This window comes from Brevibacillus sp. Leaf182 (genome assembly GCF_001423865.2).
Lineage (GTDB): Bacteria > Bacillota > Bacilli > Brevibacillales > Brevibacillaceae > Brevibacillus > Brevibacillus brevis_C.
The window spans coordinates 216,712-239,760 of record NZ_LMPN02000019.1 but is presented as its reverse complement, the minus strand read 5'-3'; the positions used below and the strand labels follow the sequence as shown (position 1 = coordinate 239,760).

Below are 23,049 nucleotides of genomic sequence, written 5' to 3'. Positions count from 1 at the left end.
CGTGATGTTCTCTTGTTCAGAAGTTGTCTAGATGTTCCTAGTAGAATGTAGAAAATGATCAGATTATGTCGTTTTTGCGTATAGTAAACCTCTTATGGTGGTTCGAAAGTCGTGGTATAAAAGATAGGAGAAAACAATTTGGATGAATAGCATTTTAATTGTTGATGATACAGCGTTTACGAGACTCGTGCTGCGTAACATGTTTGAGCAATTAGGTATTAAGGTAGTTGCAGAAGCTGATTCAGGGGAAGAGGCTGTTAGAAATTATTGTTTGTATCGACCGTCACTTGTCATGATGGATATTACCATGCCGGGCATGAACGGTTTGGCTGCTTCCCGAAAAATCATGGAGCTGGATAAGGATGCGAAGATCATTATTTGCTCCGCAGTTGCACGACGCGACACTGTCATCAAAGCGATCCAGGCAGGTGCACGTGATTTCATCGCAAAGCCCTTACAGTTCGAGAGGATTGAATGGGCTGTTCAACATTTGTTGGAAACAGATTCTAGGTGAAACAAACTAGCAGTGATGTTAGTATGGAATTTTGATCACAGGAAGTTATGGGTTCATTGTTGAGTGAAGGCGGAGTCCTCTCTACCTTTTTAACGGATGGATTATAATAGGAAGTGCGACACCTTTCGCTAGGGTTTATGAAAACTGGATAAATCGTAGCGAGATAGAAACTTATGTTAAAAAGGCGTGAGCATGTTGAAAGATTTTCGCTTTCCCATTATGGCAGTCTCCTTACTTGTCCTCATCTTGAGCGGATGCTTTTTTCAGGGGGTGCCGTCTGCCATGAAAACGGAACAGAATACCATTGGCTCCGAATACGTCAGGCTTTTGCCGGGCGAGCTCTTTATCAAGCAGCATTTGACGAACGACGATCTGACCTTGAAAACGAATATGAAGCCTGCTACATCTAATGACCCGAATGTTGCAAAAGGGACAGAGACCCTTTCGGAATCGCTTGGTCTGTGGATGCTGTACGCAGTAGAAAAAGGGGATCAAGCCCTCTTTGCTCAGAATGTAGAGGCCTTGAAAGCCTATGATTATCAGGATGGTTGGATTGCCTGGAAAGCGGGTGGAGGGAATGAGACCCCAGTCGCGACCAATGCATTGGTAGATGACCTGAGGATCGCAGAAGCTCTTTACATGGCAGGCGAAAAATGGGGAGACGAGTGCTACATCCAATTGGCCAATGAAGTTGGACAAAGCATCGTGAAGAACCAGAGTAGAGAGGGACTGATGGTCGATTTTTACGATCGCCATTATAAGGTAGCCAGTGATTCCCTGACACTCTCCTATTTGAATGCTGCAGCCGTTCAATTGATGGAGAAGCATCAACAGGTGAGCAAAGAATTGAGTAATCAAGTACATTCCTTTCTGAACACGTTGCCGACCCAAAACGGGTTTTTTCCATTTTCTTATCAGTTGGGCAGCAAGGAGTATGTCTATCATCAGGAAGTGAATCTGATCGACCAGTTGTACATCAGCTACCATCGCGCTCAAGTGGGCATATCATCTCCAGAGCTGTGGGCGTTTCTCAAAGATGAGTTTGCGCGTAATGGACTATTGTATGGCAGATACGATGCCAGTGCCAAGAAACCGCTGGTAACGTATGAGTCTCCAGCCGTGTACAGCTTGGCGATTTTGACAGCAAGCGAGCTTAAGGATTACACATTTGCCCGTGATTTATATGAACGGATGGTTCGTCAGCAGATTCGACGTCCAGAAAGCGAGTTCTATGGCGGTTACGTGGACACGAGTCAGATGGACACGCATTCGTTTGACAATTTGCTTCCACTGCTCGCAGAAAGGAGGCTGTTCAATGAGGGAACGCTTCAGTAAAAACAGTAAATTTATCAGCTATCAAGTGTTGTTTTTGCTTTTCATCATTCTACTCGCCCTGTTCGCGGTGGGTATGCCTGCTCTGCCGCTGGTCCCAGCCTTACTGTTGGTCTGGACACTGGTCATTAGCCTGACGGGTATCATTCTTGGGCTGTTGGCTAGCCTGGGGCTCTCCCTGATCAGCTTGTTCGCTTTTGGCAGTATGATGATTTGGGGTATGTTTGCCGGATGGACGATTTCCTTTTCTTTCTCTGACATCGTCATCTGGATGGGACTCTTTCTAGGCGCTGCCGTTCTGACCGGCTTGATCCATCGCTTGGTGAAGCAGACAGTGGCCGAGCATCAGGAGATGGTTGGGAAGTTTGATGAGCTGGTGACGATCGATGAAGTGACCGGTTTTTCCAATGAGAAACGACTGCTCTTTGATTTGGAAGAAGAATGTAGCCGCTCTCGCCGGACAGGCATCCCTTTTTCGCTGATGCTCATTGAAGTCCTGTATCTCGATTCCTTTTATCGCTTGTACGGACCCAAGGAGGGAGATTATCTGCTCAGCTCGCTCTCAACCATTCTACGCAACAACACGCGATTGACAGACCGCAAGTTTCGTCTCGACCGCGGGGAGCAGGGCTCAGGAACCTTCGCTGTTATTTTGAGCAACAGCCATGAGGAAGGGGCGGAAGTAGTCGTCAAAAAGATCGAAAGGCTCCTATCCGTCCACAATTTGGAAAATGATAAAAAGCAGGTCACACTGACGATCGGATTTGGAATCAGTCATTACGCGGAAGATGTGAGTGACCATTTGGAGATGGTGCAACGTGCCAAACAAGAGCTGGAACAATACATTCAATAATCGCTGCCGTATAGTCGTGTCTGTGCTCGTGGTGCTCTTGCTGCTGACTGGAATAGGGGATAAGCTGTACGCTGCGGAGGGGGCGGGACAAGAGCCAGAGGTACTGGTCGTCTACTCTACCCAAGACGGAGCCTTGACGGATGAAGTGCGCATGCTTGACATGGTGCTGGGACATTACAGCTCAAAGCTCACCTATGTGGCGGATGAGGTATTGACCGAGCGAGATTTGGATGGAGTCACACACCTCGTCTATTACGGTAGCATCTCGAAAGATTTAAGCAGTTCTTCGAGGCAAATCATGCAACGCTTTCCTGGCACTTGGCTTGCGATTGGCAAAAACGTGGAGCAGTTGGGAGCGCGGTTTTCCTTTTTCCAGGTGAACGGACAGGTGGATATCCAGAAGGTATCTAAGCCGCAGGGTGTTGACCAAGTCCTGCTATATGATAACTATTTGGTGGGGCATATTTCGCTATCTCAAGGCGATGTTTTGCTTGAGGGCTGGAAGGGGATGTATACATATCCGCTGATGGTTCAGAACGGAAAGACAGCGTATTTTGCCAGCTCCAATTTCACTTCGCCCTTCTCCCTCTTTGTGTCAGAAGCACTACACGAGGTTTTCAAGCAGCCGCATGACGCGGGGCGTTACGCGTTGATTCGTCTGGAGGATGTACACCCTCATTCTGATCCGAAGCTGGTATGGGAGGCGGGGAGTTATTTGGCAGACAAGGGGATTCCTTTCGTCATTGCGCTTATCCCGGTGTACGAAAACTCCGAGACGCACGAGATGGTCCATCTGAAGGATCGCCCAGAGATGCTCAAGGTGCTGCGGGAATTGCAAAAAAGAGGAGCAAGCATCGTACTGCACGGATACATGCACCACTATCGCAATTCAGAAACAGGGGAAGGGTCTGAGTTTTGGGACATTGAAAACAATACGCCAATCTCCAAAGCTCCGGAAGATGAGACGCCTTTGAAGAAAAGATATGCGTTCGCATCAGAGACCGAGTATGAGACTTATCAGCAGTCGCTGAAAGAATATGAGGAGCATTATATACAGACACGCATGGAGACAGGAATCAAGGAATTGACCGAGTTGGGGCTTGCTCCTGTCGCTTTTGAGGCTCCGCACTACACGATGAGCCAAAAAGGGTACGAGGTCATGGCTCGCTACTTTCCTTATGTCCTTGGCCAGCTTCAGTTTAATGACAGGGACTGGGTACATATGGGAGCACCTCCTTTTGTGTCGAAGCCGGCCTTTTTGCACGGAATGACCCTCCTGCCGGAAACAATCGGGTATTATGATCCCTCCTCTTCTACCCCGATGCAGGATATCAAAGACAAATACAGAGAAGTCAGCTTTGTACGAGATGGCATGGTCAGCATGTTTTTTCATCCCTATTTAGGAGTAAAGCCTTTAAAAGAAATGATTGCCTACGTGGAAACCCTGCCTGATGTGAAGTGGATAGACGTCCGCGGGCTGAGTGGACAGGAAATCAGTCTGGATAGCGGTCAGGAAGCCAGTGAGCCAACTATCCTCGCCGAGTCCTTTGAAGAGCAGGGTACGACGTTGAAGGCCACGGATATTTACCAAAATGTTCAGGATTTCCTGCGTGAAAATGGGTGGGTACAGCTCGTGCTATGGGGCATTGCCGGACTCGTGTCTGTCATGGTCATGCTGTTTATGCTGTATACGTGGCGCAATCGGGCTAACCTGCGTAAACAACTATTTATGGAGCGTGATCTCGATGGCTAATGCTTTATTTTATCTGTCCCTGTCTGTCATCTGGATTATGCTCTTGTACCATATGTTCTTGATGCAGGGTGGGTATTTTCACTACCTGCGATATAGACGCCCTATTCCAGAGTGGGAAAAAAACCAGCATCCGCTGCCAAAGGTAAGCGTTCTGATCCCCGCTCACAATGAGGAAGTCGTCATCGAACGGACCATCAAGGCGATGCTGAGGCTGGATTATCCGAAAGACAAGCTGGAGATTGTCGTCATCAATGACAACTCGCGTGATCGCACGGGGGAAATCGCCGATGAATACGCCAGCAAATACCCGTACGTGAAGGTGGTCCACACCAAGCCTCCTCATGCCGGAAAAGGAAAATCGGGTGCGCTCAACCAGGGCTTGGCTCATTCCACAGGAGACGTCATCGTGGTCTATGACGCTGATAATACGCCAGAGCGCAAAGCCGTCTACTACCTTGTTCTGGCACTGTTAAACGACCCAAAGGCAGGGGCTGTTGTCGGCAAATTCAGGGTGGTCAACGCCGCCACGAATTTGCTTACCCGCTTTATCAACATCGAGACGATCTGCTTCCAATGGATGGCGCAGGCAGGACGATTTTTCTGGTTCCGGGTGACGACGATTCCGGGGACCAACTTCGCCATTCGCCGCAGCCTGGTTGAGGAGCTGGGTGGCTGGGATGAAAAAGCTCTCGCGGAAGACACCGAGCTGACGATCCGTGTCTACAATGAGGGCTACTATATTCGTTTCTTCCCGGCGGCGATCACCTGGGAGCAGGAGCCTGAAAGCTGGAAGGTGTGGTGGAAGCAAAGGACGCGATGGGCGCGAGGGAATCAGTACGTTGTGCTGAAGTTCATGTGGAGAATTTTCTCTTTACGAAAGAAAAGCATCATGTTTGATTTGATCTACTTCTTCTTCACCTATTTCCTGTTCTTTATGGGTGTAATCGTATCGGATGTACTTTTTGTGACGAATATGTTCGTTGATTTGCATTTGCAGGTAGGCATTGTCGCTATGATTCTCTGGATTTTGGCTTATTTCCTGTACGTCACGGAAGTAATGATCGCACTTAGTATTGAACGGACTGAATTGAATGTAAAAAATTTCCTGATTGTATTGTTGATGTATTTTACGTACTCGCAGCTCTGGATTGTCCTGGTCGTCTACGCCTTGTACCTGGAGTTCAAGCGGGTTGTATTTCGACAGGAGCTTAAATGGTATAAGACAGAGCGTTTCGCGGCAGATAAGAAGTCCGCACCGCCAGCAGAAAGACAGGTGTAAAACATGAAGAGAAACAATTGGAAACCGGCGTTTGCGCTATTGACCGTAACCGCTCTCCTTTTTGGGCAAGGCGTGGGTACGATCTACGCTCAAGGCACGACAGCACCGACACAAGCCGGGGCAACTGCGCCATCGGGACAGGCGATACGCCCAGCTGTGTTTACCTTTTCAAACCTAGCCAAGCAAGCAAAAACGACATACGCATCCAATGGAATTGACAAGACACCAGGAACTGTTTTGCGTTTTACGAGCGAACCGGTCACATTGGATGGGGTCAATGAGTCCTTTGCTTACTTCTACAGTGTTCCGCGTGCCACCATTGGAAGCAACAACTATCTGGAAATCTCATTTAGTCACTCCGAGCTGCTGAACGGCACACGTTCTACTTTGACGGTAAGTGTCGACGACAAGCCATTGAAAAGCGTGTTTTTAACCAAGGAGACTGCCCAGCAAGGGAAAATCAGAATACCGCTGGGAGCGGACGAGACGGCGCTCGGCTTCCATAAAATTACCATCACCAAGCATAGCCTGCTCACCGCCAACATTTGCGACGATCAGAACGATCCTGCGAACTGGGTAAAAATCGATAAAAGCTCCTTTGCTTTTCTGGATACGCAGGCCGTAACCTCGTCTGCCGATCTGTTGAGGGAGTATCCGGTACCGTTCGTAGAGCCGGGTAATTCGACTGAAGTGTTTACCAAGATCGTCGTTCCTGACGCCGCCGATCAAGATGTGGTAGCAGCCGCACTGAAGGTAGCCACATCCTTGTCTGCCCAGACAGCTACGAAACGCCCGATCCCGATCATGACAGAGAGCGAGTGGAAAGCAAAGGGAGAATTGGGACACGTCATCGCGCTCGGCAATCCAGAAGGCTGGATTGGCCCGCTTAAAACACTGGTTGCTGAACAGGGGATTGCAACCAGGGAACAAAAGCTGGGGCTCGATTACTATCAGATGAGAGTGAATCAATCTGCTGAGGCCAAGCTCATGCTCTTGGTGTCGAGAGGCAAGGAGACAAACTTTGCCGAGACGATTCATCTGCTGACAGATAAGGAAATGAACAAGCAGTTGGCAGGGAATCAACTGACTGTCAAGCAGGTTCCCCGTGTACAGGCAGCAGAGCAAAGTCCGATTTCTCTTTCGTTGGCTTCAGGCGGATATTCGCATGTGATGCTTGAGCACGGAAACAGCCGTACCGAGCAGGTGACCTTGAAAATTCCGTCTCATTGGAAGATTACCGGGGACGTCACGCTTGATTTGAAACTGAAGATTTCCCCACTGCTCATGCAGAAGTACGAAGGGGAAGATAAGCCACAGCACCAGTTGACTGTAACGGTAAATGGCGTACCTTATACCGTCATACTCCAGCAGTTGAAAGCAGTGGACGATAACGATAACTACCACGTGAGTATTCCTATTTCAGAGTCTGCCATTAAAGAGGCGAATCATGCTCTGACGGTCTCTTTCTCGGCTTCGATGAACCAGAAGGGTGATGCGTGCGCGCCTGAGAACAACATGGGACGCTGGGTGTTTGTGGATAAGGAAAGTAGCTTGAACGTGCCACACGAGGTACCTGCACAGCGCAGCTTCCGATATTGGCCCGCTCCTTATGTGCAGGATGCAGGATTGAAGGACACCGCCTTCCTGCTGCCGGAAAAATGGACAGGTTCCTATTTGTCCCAGTTTTCGATGCTAATGAATAATATGCTGTTGGAGGTAAGCTATCAGAAGGGAAGCTCCTTCGTTATTTTCCAGGAACCTCTGAACGAGAAGGCCTTGCAGGAGATCGCCTCGTACAATGTGATTGCAATGGGAGATATTGAGCAGTACCCGAGTTTGCAGAAGGTTCAGGGACAGCTTTTGATCAATGAGGCCAAGCAGTTGAACCAATACCACGTCATTAACGAGACGAGCCGTTATGTGGCCTGGGTCCAGCCCTCGATCTGGAATCAAGAGCGGACGTTGAGTGTTTTCCAATCCGCAGACAAGAGTAAGGCTAGTCACGGAGCCTTCCTTCATGCTGATCTACTTGAATATCTGAAGAATTCCAACGAAGATGGGCAAATTGTTGTGATGAGCAAATCAAACGAGGTTCTCTCTATTCAGCTCGAAGATCATGCAGAGAAACAGACAAAAGGCATAAATGAGGTAGTAGGCAATATCCCGCTCTGGTTAATCGGAGTGATTTTGGTGGTATTCCTAATTGTATTGGTGATCTTTATTCGCTTGTTGAAAAAAGAGAAAGAGAAGTCTCGTAGACGAAAATAGTGTAAAAACATGAAGAAAAACAGGGATCAGATGCCGTATAGGTAACTGTCCCTGTTTTTCTTTTTAAATAGCAGGGGAACGGAGACATCTGATTGTCTTTTGACTGTTGTTCAGAAATTGTTGAGATGACCCTAGTAGACTAGGTAAAGCTACATGTCGGAGGTCTTTATGCCTATGGAAATAAAAGTTACGAGACAGTAACTTTGGTTGGTAGTGAAAATAGGAATATATTACTATAATAAAATAGTCCGAAAGGTATGGGTGGATAGGATGGGAGATAGCGTTTTGGATGAATAGCATTATGATTGTTGATGATACGGCGTTTACGAGACATGTGCTGCGCAGCATATTTGAGACATTAGGACTGCATGTCGTTGCGGAAGCTGCTTCGGGAGAGGAGGCTGTTAGAAATTACTGCTTGTACAAACCATCACTCGTCACGATGGATATTACCATGCCCGGCATGAACGGTTTAACTGCTTCACGCAAAATCATGGAGTTGGATAAGGATGCCAAGATCATTATTTGCTCAGCAGTGTCTAGGCACGATACCGTCATTAAGGCGATTCAGGCAGGTGCGCGGGATTTCATCGCGAAGCCGCTCCAACTGGAGCGAATCGAATGGGCTGTCCAAAAAGTGTTGGGAACAGGGGTAGATGTTCGTCGTAGGGACAGACACGTGAAACAAATAGCTGAGGTGTTAGTATGAAAGTTTTGATCACAGGTGGTTATGGGTTCATCGGTTCTTTTGTCGGGGAGAGATTTTATAAGGAAGGGTATAAAGTTTTCATCCTCGACAATCTTAGCTCAGGCAATCAGAAGAATGTCACATTTCCGCATAAGGCATACGAGCTGGATGTAGCGGATAAAAAATGTGATGAAGTATTTAAGAGCAACAAGTTCGATGTCGTCATACATTTAGCGGCCCAAGTGAGTGTTGCTGCATCCATGGAGGACCCCCTGCTGGATTCAAATACGAACATTCTTGGACTCGTGAATATGCTGAAGCTATCGAGCAAATATGGTGTGTCCAAATTTATTTTTGCGTCATCAGCCGCCGTTTACGGCATGAATGAAAATACACCGTTACTCGAAGATTCAGCGTGTGATCCGGTATCTGTTTATGGAATAAACAAGCATATCGGCGAAATGTATTGCCGCAAATGGACGGAAATGTACGGTTTGCGAACGGTAGTCTTTCGCTTGGCGAATGTGTACGGCCCCAGACAAAGTTCAGTAGGGGAAGGCGGCGTTATCTCTACTTTTTTAACCCAGATCAACAATGGGAAAGAAATAGTTTTGCATGGGGATGGCAGCCAAACGAGAGATTTTATTTATGTAGAGGATGTAGCTGATGCTATTTTCCGTTCCGTTACCGCGGATGATACCGGTGTGATGAATTTGTCTACGAATCAGGAAAGCAGCATTAATGAGCTGATTGACGTTCTCGGGGCTAACCAGCCTCTCCAGGGTATCTTACGAAGGGAAAAACGCCCAGGAGACGTAGATAAGTCGGTTTTGGATAATACGCGGGCAAAGAGAAGGCTAGATTGGATCCCGATGTATTCATTAGCGGAGGGGCTAGAAAAAACGGCGCAGTGGTATCAAGAGACCAACGCAGAGAAAGAACAAGGGCAGGAGAGCGAAGCGAAGAAAACGATCCATTGGTTCCGTTCATGGGATGCAAGGCCGTACATAGAGAACATTCTTGCTTTCATTCTGGTGTTTTTCGCCACAGTTGGAACGGTTAATAGCGGTGTCTTTGATCTCAAGCTGATTTACATCGTGTTGATTGGCGCTATTTACGGAACGAAGCAATCCCTCTTGTCTGTTATCCTGGCTTGTGGACTTTTTATCGGAGAAAGCCTGCATAATGGACGCGATGTCGTATCGCTCTTATATGACGCGAATGTTCTGTTTCATATCGCTGTCTATTTTATTATCGGGATTGCTGTTGGTTATTCGATCGACAAACGAAACAGGGACGTACTGTCAAAGGAGCTGCAAAGGCAGGCCATTGAAGAAAAGTACGATTTTTTAAAGGACATTTACAATGATGTACTGTTGGTCAAGCAAGAATTACAGCAGCAGATCGTGAATTCGGAAGACAGCTTCGGAAAAATCTACAACATCACCAAAGAGCTGGACAGCCTCGAGCCTGAACGCGTATTGCAGAAATCGGTCAAGGTACTGGAAAGAATCATGAAGTCCGATGAGATCGCCATTTATACGATGAATCAAAATGGCTCTTTCTTGCGATTGATGGCCAAATCGAATAAAGCGGGCTTTGATCTGCCACGATCATTGAAAATGAGTGAGCATGCTTATCTTACTGAACTAATGACAATGAAGAAGATCATCGTGAATAAAGAGCTACGTCACGACATGCCCCTTATAGCAGCTCCTATTTTTGACAAGGGAAAAATGGTCGCGGTGGTCACATTGCAACAGCTCGGATTTGAAAATTTTACAATGTACACCCAAAACCTCTTCCAAGTCGCCGTTCAATTGATCTCATCCGCTTTGTCCCGTTCTCTCCGATACTTAAACTCTACACAAAAGGACCGATATCTTGAAGATACCTCTATCCTGATTCCTGCTTATTTTTCAGCAATGGTGAAGAACAAAAGGGATGCCAAGCAACAGTTGAACACTGACTTTACCCTTTTGGCAGTGGATTCAGCGCAAATGGACCATCATACTCTTTCTGCCTATATCGCCAGTTCTCTTCGCGAAGCAGATTATATGGGAATGGACGAAGCAGGAGATGTCTATATCATTCTCTCCAATTCCAACGAGGAAGAAGCCAATATCGTGATTGATAGACTTGGTAGACTCGGTATTGCATCGAGAATTGTGCAGGAGAAAGACCAAGATCGCTTCTCTCTGAGGGATGGCGCCTATGCTTAATCTAGTCCTCCTCCATGTCTTGGTGTCTGTTGGTTACAGTTGGATGCAAAGCCGCGGCAAAAACAAGCAGGTGCTTATTATGCGAATGCTCATTGCTGGCTTTCTTCCCATTTTTGGCCTCCTGTTATTGGGGATTACCGATGTGTACAAACGAACATCGAAAAAGAATGCGAATGAACTGATGCTAGAAAGCGATTTGCTGAAACTAGCTGAGGGATCGAATATTTTCCGAAGAACGGACTTGGAAAAGGAAATGAACATCGTACCGGTGGAGGACATTTTATTTTTGAACGATACGAGCACGCGCCGAAAGATGCTGATCGATGTCTTGAAAGAGCAGACCATTTGGCAGATCGGCACATTGGAGACAGCCTTGCAAAACGAGGATTCGGAAACGGTCCACTACGCGGCAGCCGCTCTAACGGAAATGCGTCGCAACCTTCAGCTCCAATTGCAGGATTTATCAGTGAAATACGAGGAGAACAAGCAGGATCTTGAGGTTTTACGTGCCTACGCAGACGTATTGAAGAAGTATCTGGACAGTTCACTCATTGATCAACGTACCTTTGTGAAATACAGCTACACGTATTCGTTTGTTCTGGAGTCATTATTGGACATTTATCAGGAAGAAGAAAGCTATTTTGTGGACAAGATCAATTGCGAGCTGGTGAACCAGTCCTATGAAAAAGCCGCACAATACTGTCAATGGTTTCATGAGTATCATCCGGAAAGCGAGCAGCCATATGTCATGTCGCTTAAGCGTTTCTTTACGATCAGAGACTACGCAGGTTTTGTGGCAGAAATGAATCGGTTAAAAAGCTCGTCGGTTAAAATCTCCCACGCTACGCTGATGATGATTCGCTACTGGAACGATGAGCAAGACAAAAGTATTGAGCATTGGCATGACGATGAGCAAGACAGCAATTGGGAGGAAGTCGCTGTTGCACAGGAAATAGGTACGAATCTGAAAGAGATGAGCGATACAAAATGAGAATGACAAGGTTCGGGAGAAGGAAAAAAGACAGGGAAAATGACAGAGAATGGAGCAGGTCGAGGTCCAACGATATTCCCGTGAAAAAAAACATCTACATCATTTTGATCTTTGTGGCGATTCTGGGGATCACCATAGAAGCTACTCGATCTCAGTTCATTCTTCAGGTGAGCAGTAATAAGTCAGGAAACTCGGGAGTGCAGACTAACGAGCCGAAGCAAAACGCGATCAGTCAGGAGGAAATCGCCAAGCTAGCAAGGGAGAAATTCCTCATTCTGCATGATCCCAAGGATGAGAGCAGCATGGCAATCGCGAGGAATGTGGAGCAAGTGCTGCGGTATATGAAAAAGGAGTACGATCTCGCTGACGTTAAGCAGTTCGCGAAGCCTGATCCCCAATACATGACGGTCTTTGTCACCATAGAAAATCTGGGCATGCTAGCCAATCTGGATGAGTTGATGCAATATGCGCACAATGGTGGAAATGTGTTCTTTTCACGTACGCCTGAATACAATGACAGCTTGTACCGCATATACCGAAAACTAGGAATCAATTCCATCAATCTCCCTATCGTGACAAACGGCATTCAGATGACATCCAATCTCTTGATCCAAGGAGAAGATGCAAAAATCGGCGCAGATTCCATTGTTAATTCCTCGATTCCTGTAGAGCTGGATAGGCAAGCGAAGGTTCACGCAGTTTCTGCCGATAATATGCCACTGCTATGGGAGACCCGGTATGGACAGGGAAAGGTCATGGTCTATAACGGGACGAATATGCAATCTGCAATGAACAGAGGACTGATTGCTGGTGGCATCAGTTTATTGAATCAAGATTTCATGTACCCCATTTTCAATATGAAAATCATGTATATTGACGATTTTCCGGCCCCTTTTCGACAGGGGATCGAGCCGAGTATTTACCGCGAGTACCGCAAAGATATTCCCAGCTTCTATCGGGATGTGTGGTGGCCGGACATGATCAGGCTTGCTGCCGATTACGATGTGACCTACACGGGAGCTATTATCAAAACCTACAATAACCGAGTTGCCCCGCCCTTCACTGATGAGGAAGGAACGGATTCGAACAATTTGATTACGTACGGCAGGGATTTGTTGAAATTAGGTGGCGAATTGGGCATCCACGGATACAATCATCAATCACTGGTTACCGATCAAGCGACGGCGAGCCATTACGAGTATAAGGCTTGGCCTGATGAAGCAAGTATGGCTGAGTCACTTACGTATCTGGACAATTATATCAAGAAGGTCTTCTCGTCATATGACATACAGGTGTATGTCCCGCCTTCCAACGTGTTGGGAGAGGAAGGGCGTCGAGCGCTGAAAAAGTCTTTCCCTGATCTGAGAGTCATTGCCTCCTTATATGCGGAATCAGATAGCATGCACGAATACATTCAGGAGTTTTCCGTGGCTGAAGATGGCATTGTAGAGCTGCCGCGTATTACCTCAGGATACAGTCGCACAGACATTCATGATTGGTACATAACGAATGCGATCACATCCATCGGTGTTTTTTCTCATTTTGTTCACCCAGACGATGTGTTGGACAAGGAGAGAAGCAATAACAAGTCGTGGTCGGAATTGGTAAAAGACTTCCAACTCATGATGGAAGAACTTTACCAGCAGTATCCATGGCTGCGTAGCCAGACTGCTTCCGAAGCGGCAGCAAGTCTTGAGAGCTATATGCAGACGGATGTATATATCTCGCATACGGATAAAAAAATGACAGGCTACATGAACAATTTCTCCGAAGAAATGTATTACATCTTGCGGACAAACAAAAAAATGACGAGCTTGGTCAATTGCACGGTAGAAAAAATAGAGGAAGGCGTCTATCTCGTGCATGCAACGGGTGCAAAATTTGAAATAGGACTGGAAGAGTAAGCGATGAAAATTTGTCTGATTGCCGAAGGATCTTACCCTTATATTACAGGGGGAGTCTCTAGCTGGATTCATTCCTTAATCGCTAGCATGCCAGAGCATGAGTTTATCATTTATGCGATTGGTGCAGAAGAGAAAAACAGGGGGAAATACGTCTACCAACTCCCCGCGAATGTGGTGGAAATCAAAGAGGTATTTCTGGATGCCTATCTGAAGGAAGAGGCTGCACCGGGCAAGCGTCTGGGTCTGACTGAGGATGAGCAGCAAGCGTTGCTTTCGTTGCTCGATGGCAGCAAAGGCGACTGGCATGCTCTGTTCTCCGTGTTGTCGGGGAGTAAGGTGCCATCCGTAGCCGAGTTGCTAACGAGCAAGGACTTTTTCGAGGTCATTCAACGTCTTTGCGAGCAAAAATACCCGCAAATTCCTTTTACCGAAATGATCTGGATGATTCGCTCGATGGTGTTGCCGCTATGTCTAATCATTCAAAACGGCATGCCACAAGCGGATTTGTATCACAGTGTTTGTACAGGATATGGCGGTGTAGCAGGGAGTCTCGGTAAGTATCTGCATGCAAAGCCGTTTTTGCTGACGGAGCATGGAATTTATACCCGCGAGCGGGAAGAAGAAATTATCAAGGCAAACTGGATCAAGGGTCACTTTAAAGATATTTGGATCGATTATTTCCATAATCTCTCTGCATGTGCTTACTCCTACGCGGATGAGGTAATCACATTGTTTGAGCGAAACAAGGAAATTCAGATCGAGCTAGGCTGTGATCCTTCCAAGGTATCAGTGATCCCGAACGGTGTAAAAGTGAGTGATTATGCTGATATCGTGGAGGAAAAAAAGAACGACATAATTACCATTGGCGCTGTCGTCCGCGTCGTGCCTATCAAGGATATTAAAACAATGCTGCAAAGCTTCGGGCTCGTCAAAGAACAAGTGCCACACGCACGCTTTGTTATCATGGGCCCGACGGATGAAGACGAGGAGTACTACACAGAATGCCTGCAATTGGTCGACAGCCTGCAACTGGAGGATGTTACGTTTACGGGTGCGGTCAATGTGAAAGAGCATCTCGGAAAAATGGACATGCTTGTTTTGACCAGCATCAGTGAAGGCCAACCGCTCGTTATTCTGGAAGGGATGGCATGCAGAAAGCCCTTCGTCACAACAGACGTGGGAAGCTGTCGGGAATTGTTGTACGGAAATGGTGACAATTATGGCAACGCAGGGATAACGGTACCCGTTATGCATTTTACCCAAATTGCCCAAGCGATCATTACATTGTCTCAAAACGAACCATTGAGACGGCGTATGGGCAGATGCGGATTCCAGAGAGTATCAGCTATTTACACACATGAGAACTTCTTGGCGGGATATCGCAATATGTATCGGAAATACGAGGTGTAAGAAACATGGCGGGCATTGGCTTTGAACTGAAGAAAATGTTTCGGAATAAAGGGTATTTGTCCAGTGTGAAGGCGTATGCATTTTCTTCGCTGGTCACAGTCGGACCGATGCTGATTTGTATGGTCATGATCACGGTGCTACAGCAAATTCTGCTTCAATTGAATGTCAGTTATTTGGAGCGGATGTCTTTTTTAGCCGCTGTCGTTTATGCATTCGTGTTTTCACTGTTAATTACCTGCGGTTTTTCTATGGTCATTTCTCGCTATATTGCAGACAAAATTTACTTGCGCGAGTACAACGACATCATTGCGTCTTTGTATGGAGTTATCGCTGTTTGTCTGGGCTTGGGGGGAATTCTCGGCGGTGCTTTTTACTGGCTTGCACCTTTGCCGTCTAGCTTTAAGCTCGTAGCCTACCTTCTTTTTGTGGAACTGATTGTCGTATGGCTGCAATCCGCCTATTTGTCCGCATTAAAGGATTATATGCGCATTATTCGCGGGTATTTGGCGGCTGTTGCCGTTACGCTTCTGGCTGCGTTTCTGCTGTTGAATCTGACTGAATTGGAAAAAGGAATCGCAATGCTAATTTCTTTGGATCTTGGCTTTTTTACAATGATCGTTCTGTCGATGGTTCATCTGGAGAGCTATTTTCCAAAGCGGGAGAGGAACTACTTTGATTTCGTGAAGTACGTGAAAAAATACCCAAGCCTGCTGGGGGTGGGTCTCTTTTGCTCGCTCGGCTTCTATGTACACCATTTTATTTACTGGCTGGGGAGTCCGCTTCAAGAAGTCGTGGCGAATACATACGTGATTGCGCCTTTTTATGACGTGCCTGCGTTCTATGCCTCCTTGAGCATACTGCCTACGATGGTCATGTTTGTTGTATCTGTCGAGACTGCTTTTTACGAGAAGTATCGAGCGTATTACGGGACGATATTGGGCACAGGCTCGGTGCAGGATATCAAGCGGGCAAAAACAGACATGGTCCAAACATTGATGCAAGAACTCAGCTTCATGATGGAAGTGCAGCTGTTCTTTTCCTTCGTTGCATTGGCTCTGGGAATTACGCTGCTTCCGCACATCGGTTTTACGTCCGATCAAATGGAGCGGTACAACATCTTGGTTATCGCGGGATACTTGTACGCTGTTATGTTTGTGATCGTGCTGATGTTGCTCTATTTTGACGATCGGAAGGGAGCGCTTGCGGTGACGACCTTATTTCTCATCAGTACGGTTGTCATCACCATAGCGATGCTGCCCCTTCAGAACTACGGTTTTTCATTTTTTATGGCTTCGTTTCTTGCGCTGGTAGCCGGTCTCGGCAGGCTGATCTATTACTTGAAAAATATCGATTATTACACCTATTGCCTACAGCCGCTCTTTGTCAAAGGAAAGCGAATGGAATAGATGGGGACTGATGGATTGGGGAGGACTTAGGTTGAAGAAAAAACGATTCATACTGAGCCTGCTCGTAGCATTAGGAGTTGTATCGACTGGTTGTACACAGGATGTACCTGAACAACCAGTGTCAGACAACTCCTCAGCAACGAGTCAGGTGGCGCCAACTCAGCAGATGAACGAGGGGCTGATTGAGAATAGAAGCGTATACGATCAGGATGTGGATGGGAGCATCGTCCATTTATATGTGACGATAGTCAACGAAGAAAATTCAAAACTGAAGACAACCACCTTTTCGGAACTCAATCTAGCTCCTAGCGGACGGAATGAAAAGGGAGAAGATCTCCAGGCCAAAGTCATTATGCAGGAAGGGACGGCGGAGGGGCCGACTCAAGGCTACTTTGGTTTTGGCGAGACGAGAGCGAACGGAACGATTGAGCTACGGGGGGAATCGAGCAGGAGAGCGGAACAAAAATCGTACAAAATCCGTTTGTTCGAAAGTGCCGGATATTGGCGGGATCAGCGCAACATCAACTTAAGCAAGCACAAGTCTGACATGACGCGTGTTCGACAAAAGCTTAGCTTTGATTATTTTGAGCAGATGCCGAATATGACCAGCTTGCGGACGCAGTTCGTTCAGGTGAAAATCAAGGATTTGACCAAAAAAAATCCAGACCGGGACTTTGTTGATTACGGTTTGTTCACTCAAATTGAGCAGCCAAACAAAACATTTTTGCAGGCACACGGATTGGACCGGAATGGAAACTTATACAAGGCTATTGATTTCGAGTTCCATCGTTACGAGGATCAGATCAAGCTGGCGACCGATCCTACCTACGACAAGAAGGCATTTGAGAAAATCTTGGAGATCAAAGGTAGCGAGAACCATGAAAAGCTCATTGCCATGCTGGAGGATCTTCATAATCCTGCAATAAATACGCAGGACTTTTTGGACAAGCATTTTGATCGGGAGAACTACTATACATGGCTGGCATCCAACCTGTTGATGGGGAATCACGACACGGCTGTTCACAATTTTTATTTATACAGCCCAAGCAACTCGAACAAATGGTATTTCCTTCCGTGGGACTATGACTCAACATGGGGATTTTTCGAAGAAGAGCTCAAGCGCAGTCCAGAAAAAGGACTCGGTCAATGGCAGTTTGGCATCTCCAACTACTGGGTGTCGAACCTGCATCGCCGCATCTTCAAAGACCCGGAAAACGTCAAGGCTCTAAACGAAAAGGTCGAGGAAGTCAGCAAGATCATTACGAAAGAGCAAACGGAAAAATACTTGAAGAGCTATTATCCGATTGTGAGCAAATACGTGCTGCAACTACCTGATTTATATAATTTACCGTTGGATGTCTCCTATTTTCACAAAGAGCAAGCGCTTCTCTCTGGTGAACCAGAGCGCAACAAAAAGAGGTACTATGAACGCCAAGAGAATCCGATGCCCTTTTTTATGGGAGAGCCAAGAAAAGAAGGAGATAGACTCATTTTTGCTTGGGACCATTCCTATGACCTGCAAGGAGACGATCTGACCTACGATTTTGCTGTTAGTTACGATCCTGCGTTTACGAAGATACACGCGCAGGCAAAGGGGCTGACAGGAGTCCAATACACGATAAACGATCCGGGGAAAGGTCGCTTTTTCTGGAGGGTGATTGTACGGGACAGTAAAGGGAACGTACAGACGGCATTTGACAGAGTAGAGCCGGAGGATGCGATTTATCATGGGGTGAAGGAGTTCGTGTTGAAATGAAAGGAATACAGAGCACGGGCATCCAGCTCGGCAACAAGCGATTGCGGCATGAGTTGAAGTATTATCTTCGGCTGAGTCATTACGAGCCGCTACGGCAGAAATTGCGTCTGATCGCCACTCCTGATCCTCATTCTGTAAGTGAGGAAGGTTATCATATTCGGAGCCTGTATTTTGATGACTATCACGACACGGCTCTCTATGAAAAAAACTACGGGGTTTTTCAAAGAAAAAAGTATCGCATCCGCATTTATAACAAAAGTGATGCGGTCATCAAGATGGAGCGAAAAAGCAAGTTCGGCGGATACATTTGCAAAGAATCAGCGTCGATTACGCGAGATGAGTATGAACGGATTTTGGCAGGCGAGGTTGAGTTTCTGCGCGAGACGGAAAGTGCTGTGCTGCGAGATTTTTATTTGTCGTGCAAGAATCATCTGTTTCGGCCTCGTGTCATCACGGATTATGTTCGAGAGGCGTATTTGGTGAGGGAAGGGAATGTCCGAATTACGTTTGATAAGTACTTGAAGGCAAACGTCAATTCGCTTGATATTTTTGACGAACACATCATGATGGTCAGAGCGATTCATCAGCCCATGATGATCATGGAAGTGAAGTACGATCAATTCCTGCCATTCAATATTAGACATCTGCTACAAAACCTAAGTAATCAGCGGTCGGCTATCTCCAAATATGTCATTTGCAGAGAGGAAACCAAAAAGTACTATAATCTTTAGTGTGAGGAGAAGTCGAGAAACTATGGACACGACCAATACGATTAATTTTCAAGATATTATCAAAAAAAGCGTCTTAAAAATGGACCAGTTCGCCAGCATATCGATCATCGATACCATCATAGGTCTTGTGCTGTCGGGATTGCTTGGTTTGTTCATCTATTATATTTACAAGAAAACGTTTCGTGGCGTTGTCTATACGCACACCTTTAACATCACGCTGGTGGCCATGGCCATGCTTACTTGCCTGATTATCATGACGATTAGCACGAATATCGTGCTTTCTCTTGGGATGGTCGGCGCGTTGAGCATTGTGCGGTTCCGTACCGCCATCAAAGACCCGTTGGATATTGTCTTCATGTTTTGGTCGATCTCGGTAGGTATTGCGACGGGGGCAGGTGTGTACCCGGTTTCCGTCCTAGGATCATTGGTGGTGGCGGCTGTTATTGTCGTATTATCCAAGCGGCAAATGAGAGATGTTGCTTATCTGCTCATTATTACCTATCAGGATCAAGCCAATGACGGAGTCAAATACCAGTTGAACAAGCTAAAATACACCCTGAAATCAAAGACAGTCAACAAAGAGATGGTGGAATTGATTGTAGAAGTAAAAATCAAAGGAGATAATACGGCATTTGTTCAAGATATTTCAGAGGTAGAAGGTGTGAAAAACGTATCATTGGTTAGCTACGATGGCGATTATGCACCATAGCAGATTCTACAAAAAATCCCTTTCTGACGACGCCTTTACAGGCTGTCAGGAAGGGATTTTTTCTTTGTGATCAGTCTCGTACTTGAACCTTGCCGAGTGTGTATCTTCCGTCCGCTCTTTTTCCTTCCATGGCAAATTGAATGCCCGGTTCTTCCGTATGGGGATCGAGGATCGCTACACAGAGGGTATATGTTCCTTCTGGAAGATCATCGGGGATTTTCAAGCTTTGCTTGACGGTTTTCTTGCCAGGAAGCCATTTGCGGATGTCTTCGTCCGTTTGGGTTTTTGCTACGATCTCGCCATCTTCATCCGCGAGTGACAGCTCGAGAATCCACGGGAAATAAAAAGGAGCGACACCGCGGTTTTGCCAATCCATGGTCACAGCGAGGCTTTCTCCGGGCTCGACTACTTTGGCATGTGTCTCTTTGGTGATGGAGAAGCGGTAGCCAATCGTGTTTAAAAAGCGGTCCAAATATTGTTGTTGTTCGCCATCTTTTTCGAACCGTGCAGGGGTATTGGGGCCAAGCCAGCTAATATGCGAAGTTTTGGCTTGTGAGATCACCTGGTTAATGGAAGAGCGAGTAAAATAGCTGTTTAACGAATCGGATGGAGAGAACTCCCCACCGCTCGGTGCATATTTCCAAAAGTCAGGCATGGCAGGCATTTTTTCTTTGGTCAGCCAGGATACATAGCCCTTCTGTATCCAGGACAGGTAGCTGTCTGTATCATCTTTGTTGCCGAACATGTCGTTAAACAACCCCAGTTTGTACTCCTTGGCGACTGGATGTGGTCTTCGCATCAGTAGCATGGAATCAGGGAAGTTATCCAGATACGGTTCGACGTACTGATCCGTGATTTCTGTCGCAGGGAAAGGAATAGACGTATCGGTGTGCCATTCTCCCCAGTGACCGACGCTTCCCAACTGTATGAAAGCAATGCGGGGATCGTCCTTGTAACGCTCTCCCAGAGCGTCAATCAACTGTTTGTGGTATTGGATGACCAATGGATTGCTGTAGTTGGGACTATAGCCTTTGCCATAGTCGTTTCGATACCACTCGCCATCTTCAAAGTTGTCATTGTCCCCGCCGATCTCGTTGTATAGCCAATCCGGTATCTCCATGTCCGATTTTTTATGGGGAATATCCATAACAATACGGAGGATGAACTTGACATCCTTTTCTGTCCATTCTTCAAACCGGATCGTATCTTCGACCTCATCAAATGCATAATCCCCTTTGGTGGGCTCGAGCATCCTCCAGGTAAGATTGGCATAGACGAGGGTGTGTTCTTGCTCATTATTACTTGTCCGTGAGTCGGGAGCCAGTCCCATATACGGGTTTTGGAGCACGTCTTGAGTTTGTTTTGGTGAATAGGTTGCCGTTCCATAACTGGAGGCGGCGGCAGAGGAAGGTAGAATGCAAAAAGCAGCGAGAAGTACGCTGTATAGACCACTTCTGATCTTCATGAGTGCCCCCTAAATCTAGTGAGAGAGTATTATTACTTACTTTTGTTCAGTCTCCTGTTTCCATATGTGATACCACTTGGTGATATGTTCGTTTGCAGCAGAGCCGAGTTCAGTCTCCCACCGAGAGGTCAAGAGTTGATACTGTTCTTCTACTGCCGCATGATCGTCCAAAGAAGCGTACAACTGCATCAAGATCATGTAGCTGTCTTCTTCAAGCGGGTGCAAATTCTGAATGCGCTGATTGACGCTGATCGCCTCTTGTACTCTGCCGTGTCCCAAATAAAAGCTACTCATTGTTTTGGCGAGCTGTAGCCACATTCTGCGGAGTCTTTCCCGCTCGTACTCTGCCCACAAATAGTCGTAATCTCCGAAATAATCGCCTGTATACATCGCTAGCATTTGCTCATACTCCTGCATGTTGGCAAGAGAGAGTGGGAGTAATTGTTTGAGACGATTCTCCCATTCCTCCACATCGATCGTAGCTGAATCAATCGTCAGCTTATAGCCGCCTTCTAAATTGCCTTTGTTGATCGATATCGTTTGGAGACCATAGCGTTTCAAGGTTTGTCGGATGAGGTAAATCGTCGTATATAGCTGGGTCACGCCTTTGCTTCCATCATAGTCCGGCCACAAAAGCTCGATAATCGAATCCTTGTCGATCATCTTGTTGCGATGATGCAACAAATACGCAAACAGCTCGCGGGCTTTATTCGTGCGCCACTTGATCTCCTGCGGCTCCTGATTTGACTGGTGAAACAAAATACTGTTGAAGCATTGGATGGAAACGACTGATTCTTCTTTAACAGGCTCGGCTTCTTGCGCGGACTTGATTCTTTCACGCAGACGGTCCATTGTCTTTTGCAAGCGTTGAAGCTGTACGGGCTTCATGATGTAATCCAGTGCGCACAGCTCAAAAGCATCAACGGCGTACTTATCGTACCCTGTGACAAATACGATCTCCGGGGAGTTATCGATTCCTTGCAGACGTTCTCCGATCTCCAGTCCACTGATGCGCGGCATATTAATATCCAAAAATACGACATCTGGTTGAAGGGATATTGCTTGGTCGATCGCTTCGAGAGGATTGGTGTAGGCTCCGACTACCTTAACGCCGCCAACATCTTTTTCTAGCAATCGTTGCAGATGCATCAAGGGTAGTTGCTCGTCGTCTACCAATAAGGCTCTCATCCACTGTCTCTCCTTCAAAAAACGATAAAATGCAACTGATTGTCTTACCACTCTGATTTGTTCATACTCTCTACTCTATCATCAAAAGAGAGGTTATCCAAACCTTTACAGTGAAAGGAAATGTGAATTTTTAGCAAGTGATGGAGGTCAGAACACGCTCCAGCTCGTCAAATGATACAAACCGGGCTTGCCGAAATATTTCTTTTCCGTCCATAAACAACAGGATAGCTGGAGCAGTAAATACGAGATACTCTCCGGAAAGATTGGGTATTTTCTCCATAGATACCACCATACTTTTCACTTGTGGATATTGTTTCAGCAGTTCTACCGTTCTAACGTAGGTGACATCGCAAACACCACAGTTTGCCGTTTTTATAAACATCAGACTCGTCGGATGACGTTCAATCTCTGCAAGTAGTTCAGTCAGTTCGAGATACTCCTGCATGGTTCGGTATATCCACCTTTCGTCGCCGTACATTTCTACTAGAATAGCACAAAAAAATGTTTGCCTCATGAAACGACAACGGAGGTAGTCTCCAAGGGAATGAAAGCGCTTTTCCAAAAAAACATCCAAAAAAGT

At 46.5% G+C, this 23,049-nt stretch carries 18 protein-coding genes; 15 read left to right on the top strand and 3 right to left on the bottom strand.

The window, feature by feature from the left end; translation table 11 throughout:
- Positions 1-142: 142 nt before the first annotated feature.
- From ASG16_RS10205 to ASG16_RS10135, 15 genes are all read left to right on the top strand, one after another.
- The gene (locus ASG16_RS10205; protein ID WP_056494570.1) at positions 143-514 is read left to right on the top strand and encodes a response regulator; all 372 of its coding nucleotides are present in this window, start codon (positions 143-145) and stop codon (positions 512-514) included.
- A 282-nt stretch (positions 515-796) separates the two neighbouring features.
- On the top strand, positions 797-1,849 hold the full coding sequence (locus ASG16_RS10200) for a glycosyl hydrolase family 8 (RefSeq protein ID WP_157966767.1): 1,053 nt from the start codon (positions 797-799) through the stop codon (positions 1,847-1,849).
- Positions 1,830-2,699, top strand: a complete 870-nt coding sequence (locus ASG16_RS10195) for a GGDEF domain-containing protein (protein WP_056494577.1) — start codon at positions 1,830-1,832, stop codon at positions 2,697-2,699. Before ASG16_RS10200 ends, ASG16_RS10195 begins: the two co-directional genes overlap by 20 nt.
- Positions 2,665-4,452 (top strand): polysaccharide deacetylase family protein, encoded by a 1,788-nt coding sequence (locus ASG16_RS10190; protein ID WP_056494580.1) that lies wholly within the window; start codon positions 2,665-2,667, stop codon positions 4,450-4,452. The genes ASG16_RS10195 and ASG16_RS10190 overlap by 35 nt, the downstream gene beginning before the upstream one ends.
- Complete coding sequence (locus ASG16_RS10185; protein WP_056494584.1) at positions 4,445-5,731, top strand: glycosyltransferase family 2 protein; 1,287 nt, start codon at positions 4,445-4,447, stop codon at positions 5,729-5,731. The genes ASG16_RS10190 and ASG16_RS10185 overlap by 8 nt, the downstream gene beginning before the upstream one ends.
- 3 nt (positions 5,732-5,734) lie before the next feature.
- Positions 5,735-7,999, top strand: coding sequence for a cellulose biosynthesis cyclic di-GMP-binding regulatory protein BcsB (locus ASG16_RS10180; protein WP_056494587.1), 2,265 nt, complete (start codon positions 5,735-5,737; stop codon positions 7,997-7,999).
- A 289-nt stretch (positions 8,000-8,288) separates the two neighbouring features.
- On the top strand, positions 8,289-8,708 hold the full coding sequence (locus tag ASG16_RS10175) for a response regulator (RefSeq protein ID WP_056494590.1): 420 nt from the start codon (positions 8,289-8,291) through the stop codon (positions 8,706-8,708).
- Positions 8,705-10,909, top strand: a complete 2,205-nt coding sequence (locus ASG16_RS10170; protein WP_056494593.1) for an NAD-dependent epimerase/dehydratase family protein — start codon at positions 8,705-8,707, stop codon at positions 10,907-10,909. The genes ASG16_RS10175 and ASG16_RS10170 overlap by 4 nt, the downstream gene beginning before the upstream one ends.
- The gene (locus tag ASG16_RS10165) at positions 10,902-11,900 is read left to right on the top strand and encodes a hypothetical protein (RefSeq protein ID WP_056494595.1); all 999 of its coding nucleotides are present in this window, start codon (positions 10,902-10,904) and stop codon (positions 11,898-11,900) included. Before ASG16_RS10170 ends, ASG16_RS10165 begins: the two co-directional genes overlap by 8 nt.
- 80 nt (positions 11,901-11,980) lie before the next feature.
- Positions 11,981-13,804, top strand: coding sequence for a DUF2194 domain-containing protein (locus ASG16_RS10160; RefSeq protein ID WP_056495059.1), 1,824 nt, complete (start codon positions 11,981-11,983; stop codon positions 13,802-13,804).
- Between the two features lie 3 nt (positions 13,805-13,807).
- Positions 13,808-15,214: a GT4 family glycosyltransferase PelF gene (gene pelF, locus ASG16_RS10155; RefSeq protein ID WP_056494598.1), complete on the top strand. Its 1,407-nt coding sequence runs from the start codon at positions 13,808-13,810 to the stop codon at positions 15,212-15,214.
- Between the two features lie 5 nt (positions 15,215-15,219).
- Positions 15,220-16,620, top strand: coding sequence for an exopolysaccharide Pel transporter PelG (gene pelG / locus ASG16_RS10150; RefSeq protein WP_056494601.1), 1,401 nt, complete (start codon positions 15,220-15,222; stop codon positions 16,618-16,620).
- A 31-nt stretch (positions 16,621-16,651) separates the two neighbouring features.
- Positions 16,652-18,376 (top strand): CotH kinase family protein, encoded by a 1,725-nt coding sequence (locus ASG16_RS10145; RefSeq protein WP_056494603.1) that lies wholly within the window; start codon positions 16,652-16,654, stop codon positions 18,374-18,376.
- Positions 18,373-19,107 (top strand): polyphosphate polymerase domain-containing protein, encoded by a 735-nt coding sequence (locus ASG16_RS10140; protein ID WP_048031024.1) that lies wholly within the window; start codon positions 18,373-18,375, stop codon positions 19,105-19,107. The genes ASG16_RS10145 and ASG16_RS10140 overlap by 4 nt, the downstream gene beginning before the upstream one ends.
- Positions 19,108-19,129: 22 nt before the next feature.
- Complete coding sequence (locus ASG16_RS10135; protein ID WP_047072385.1) at positions 19,130-19,816, top strand: DUF4956 domain-containing protein; 687 nt, start codon at positions 19,130-19,132, stop codon at positions 19,814-19,816.
- 70 nt (positions 19,817-19,886) lie between these two features.
- Here the strand turns inward: ASG16_RS10135 and ASG16_RS10130 are convergent, their stop codons facing one another.
- The 3 genes from ASG16_RS10130 to ASG16_RS10120 all read right to left on the bottom strand — a co-directional run bounded on the left by ASG16_RS10130 (position 19,887) and on the right by ASG16_RS10120 (position 22,914).
- On the bottom strand, positions 19,887-21,281 hold the full coding sequence (locus ASG16_RS10130; protein ID WP_056494607.1) for a DUF4832 domain-containing protein: 1,395 nt from the start codon (positions 21,279-21,281) through the stop codon (positions 19,887-19,889).
- Between the two features lie 36 nt (positions 21,282-21,317).
- On the bottom strand, positions 21,318-22,469 hold the full coding sequence (locus tag ASG16_RS10125) for a response regulator (RefSeq protein ID WP_056494610.1): 1,152 nt from the start codon (positions 22,467-22,469) through the stop codon (positions 21,318-21,320).
- Positions 22,470-22,599: 130 nt separating this feature from the next.
- Complete coding sequence (locus tag ASG16_RS10120; RefSeq protein WP_056495062.1) at positions 22,600-22,914, bottom strand: thioredoxin family protein; 315 nt, start codon at positions 22,912-22,914, stop codon at positions 22,600-22,602.
- Between the last annotated feature and the right edge of the window lie 135 nt (positions 22,915-23,049).

Excerpts from the sequence above, each read along its gene's own strand:
- ASG16_RS10180 (WP_056494587.1), top strand. The coding sequence starts at position 5,735 with ATGAAGAGAAACAATTGGAAACCGGCGTTTGCGCTATTGACCGTAACC.
- ASG16_RS10175 (WP_056494590.1), top strand. The coding sequence starts at position 8,289 with ATGAATAGCATTATGATTGTTGATGATACGGCGTTTACGAGACATGTG.
- ASG16_RS10200 (WP_157966767.1), top strand. The coding sequence starts at position 797 with ATGAAAACGGAACAGAATACCATTGGCTCCGAATACGTCAGGCTTTTG.
- ASG16_RS10140 (WP_048031024.1), top strand. The coding sequence starts at position 18,373 with ATGAAAGGAATACAGAGCACGGGCATCCAGCTCGGCAACAAGCGATTG.
- ASG16_RS10130 (WP_056494607.1), bottom strand. The coding sequence starts at position 21,281 with ATGAAGATCAGAAGTGGTCTATACAGCGTACTTCTCGCTGCTTTTTGC.
- pelF (WP_056494598.1), top strand. The coding sequence starts at position 13,808 with ATGAAAATTTGTCTGATTGCCGAAGGATCTTACCCTTATATTACAGGG.
- ASG16_RS10125 (WP_056494610.1), bottom strand. The coding sequence starts at position 22,469 with ATGAGAGCCTTATTGGTAGACGACGAGCAACTACCCTTGATGCATCTG.
- ASG16_RS10120 (WP_056495062.1), bottom strand. The coding sequence starts at position 22,914 with ATGCAGGAGTATCTCGAACTGACTGAACTACTTGCAGAGATTGAACGT.
- pelG (WP_056494601.1), top strand. The coding sequence starts at position 15,220 with ATGGCGGGCATTGGCTTTGAACTGAAGAAAATGTTTCGGAATAAAGGG.
- ASG16_RS10185 (WP_056494584.1), top strand. The coding sequence starts at position 4,445 with ATGGCTAATGCTTTATTTTATCTGTCCCTGTCTGTCATCTGGATTATG.
- ASG16_RS10135 (WP_047072385.1), top strand. The coding sequence starts at position 19,130 with ATGGACACGACCAATACGATTAATTTTCAAGATATTATCAAAAAAAGC.
- ASG16_RS10205 (WP_056494570.1), top strand. The coding sequence starts at position 143 with ATGAATAGCATTTTAATTGTTGATGATACAGCGTTTACGAGACTCGTG.
- ASG16_RS10170 (WP_056494593.1), top strand. The coding sequence starts at position 8,705 with ATGAAAGTTTTGATCACAGGTGGTTATGGGTTCATCGGTTCTTTTGTC.
- ASG16_RS10195 (WP_056494577.1), top strand. The coding sequence starts at position 1,830 with ATGAGGGAACGCTTCAGTAAAAACAGTAAATTTATCAGCTATCAAGTG.
- ASG16_RS10165 (WP_056494595.1), top strand. The coding sequence starts at position 10,902 with ATGCTTAATCTAGTCCTCCTCCATGTCTTGGTGTCTGTTGGTTACAGT.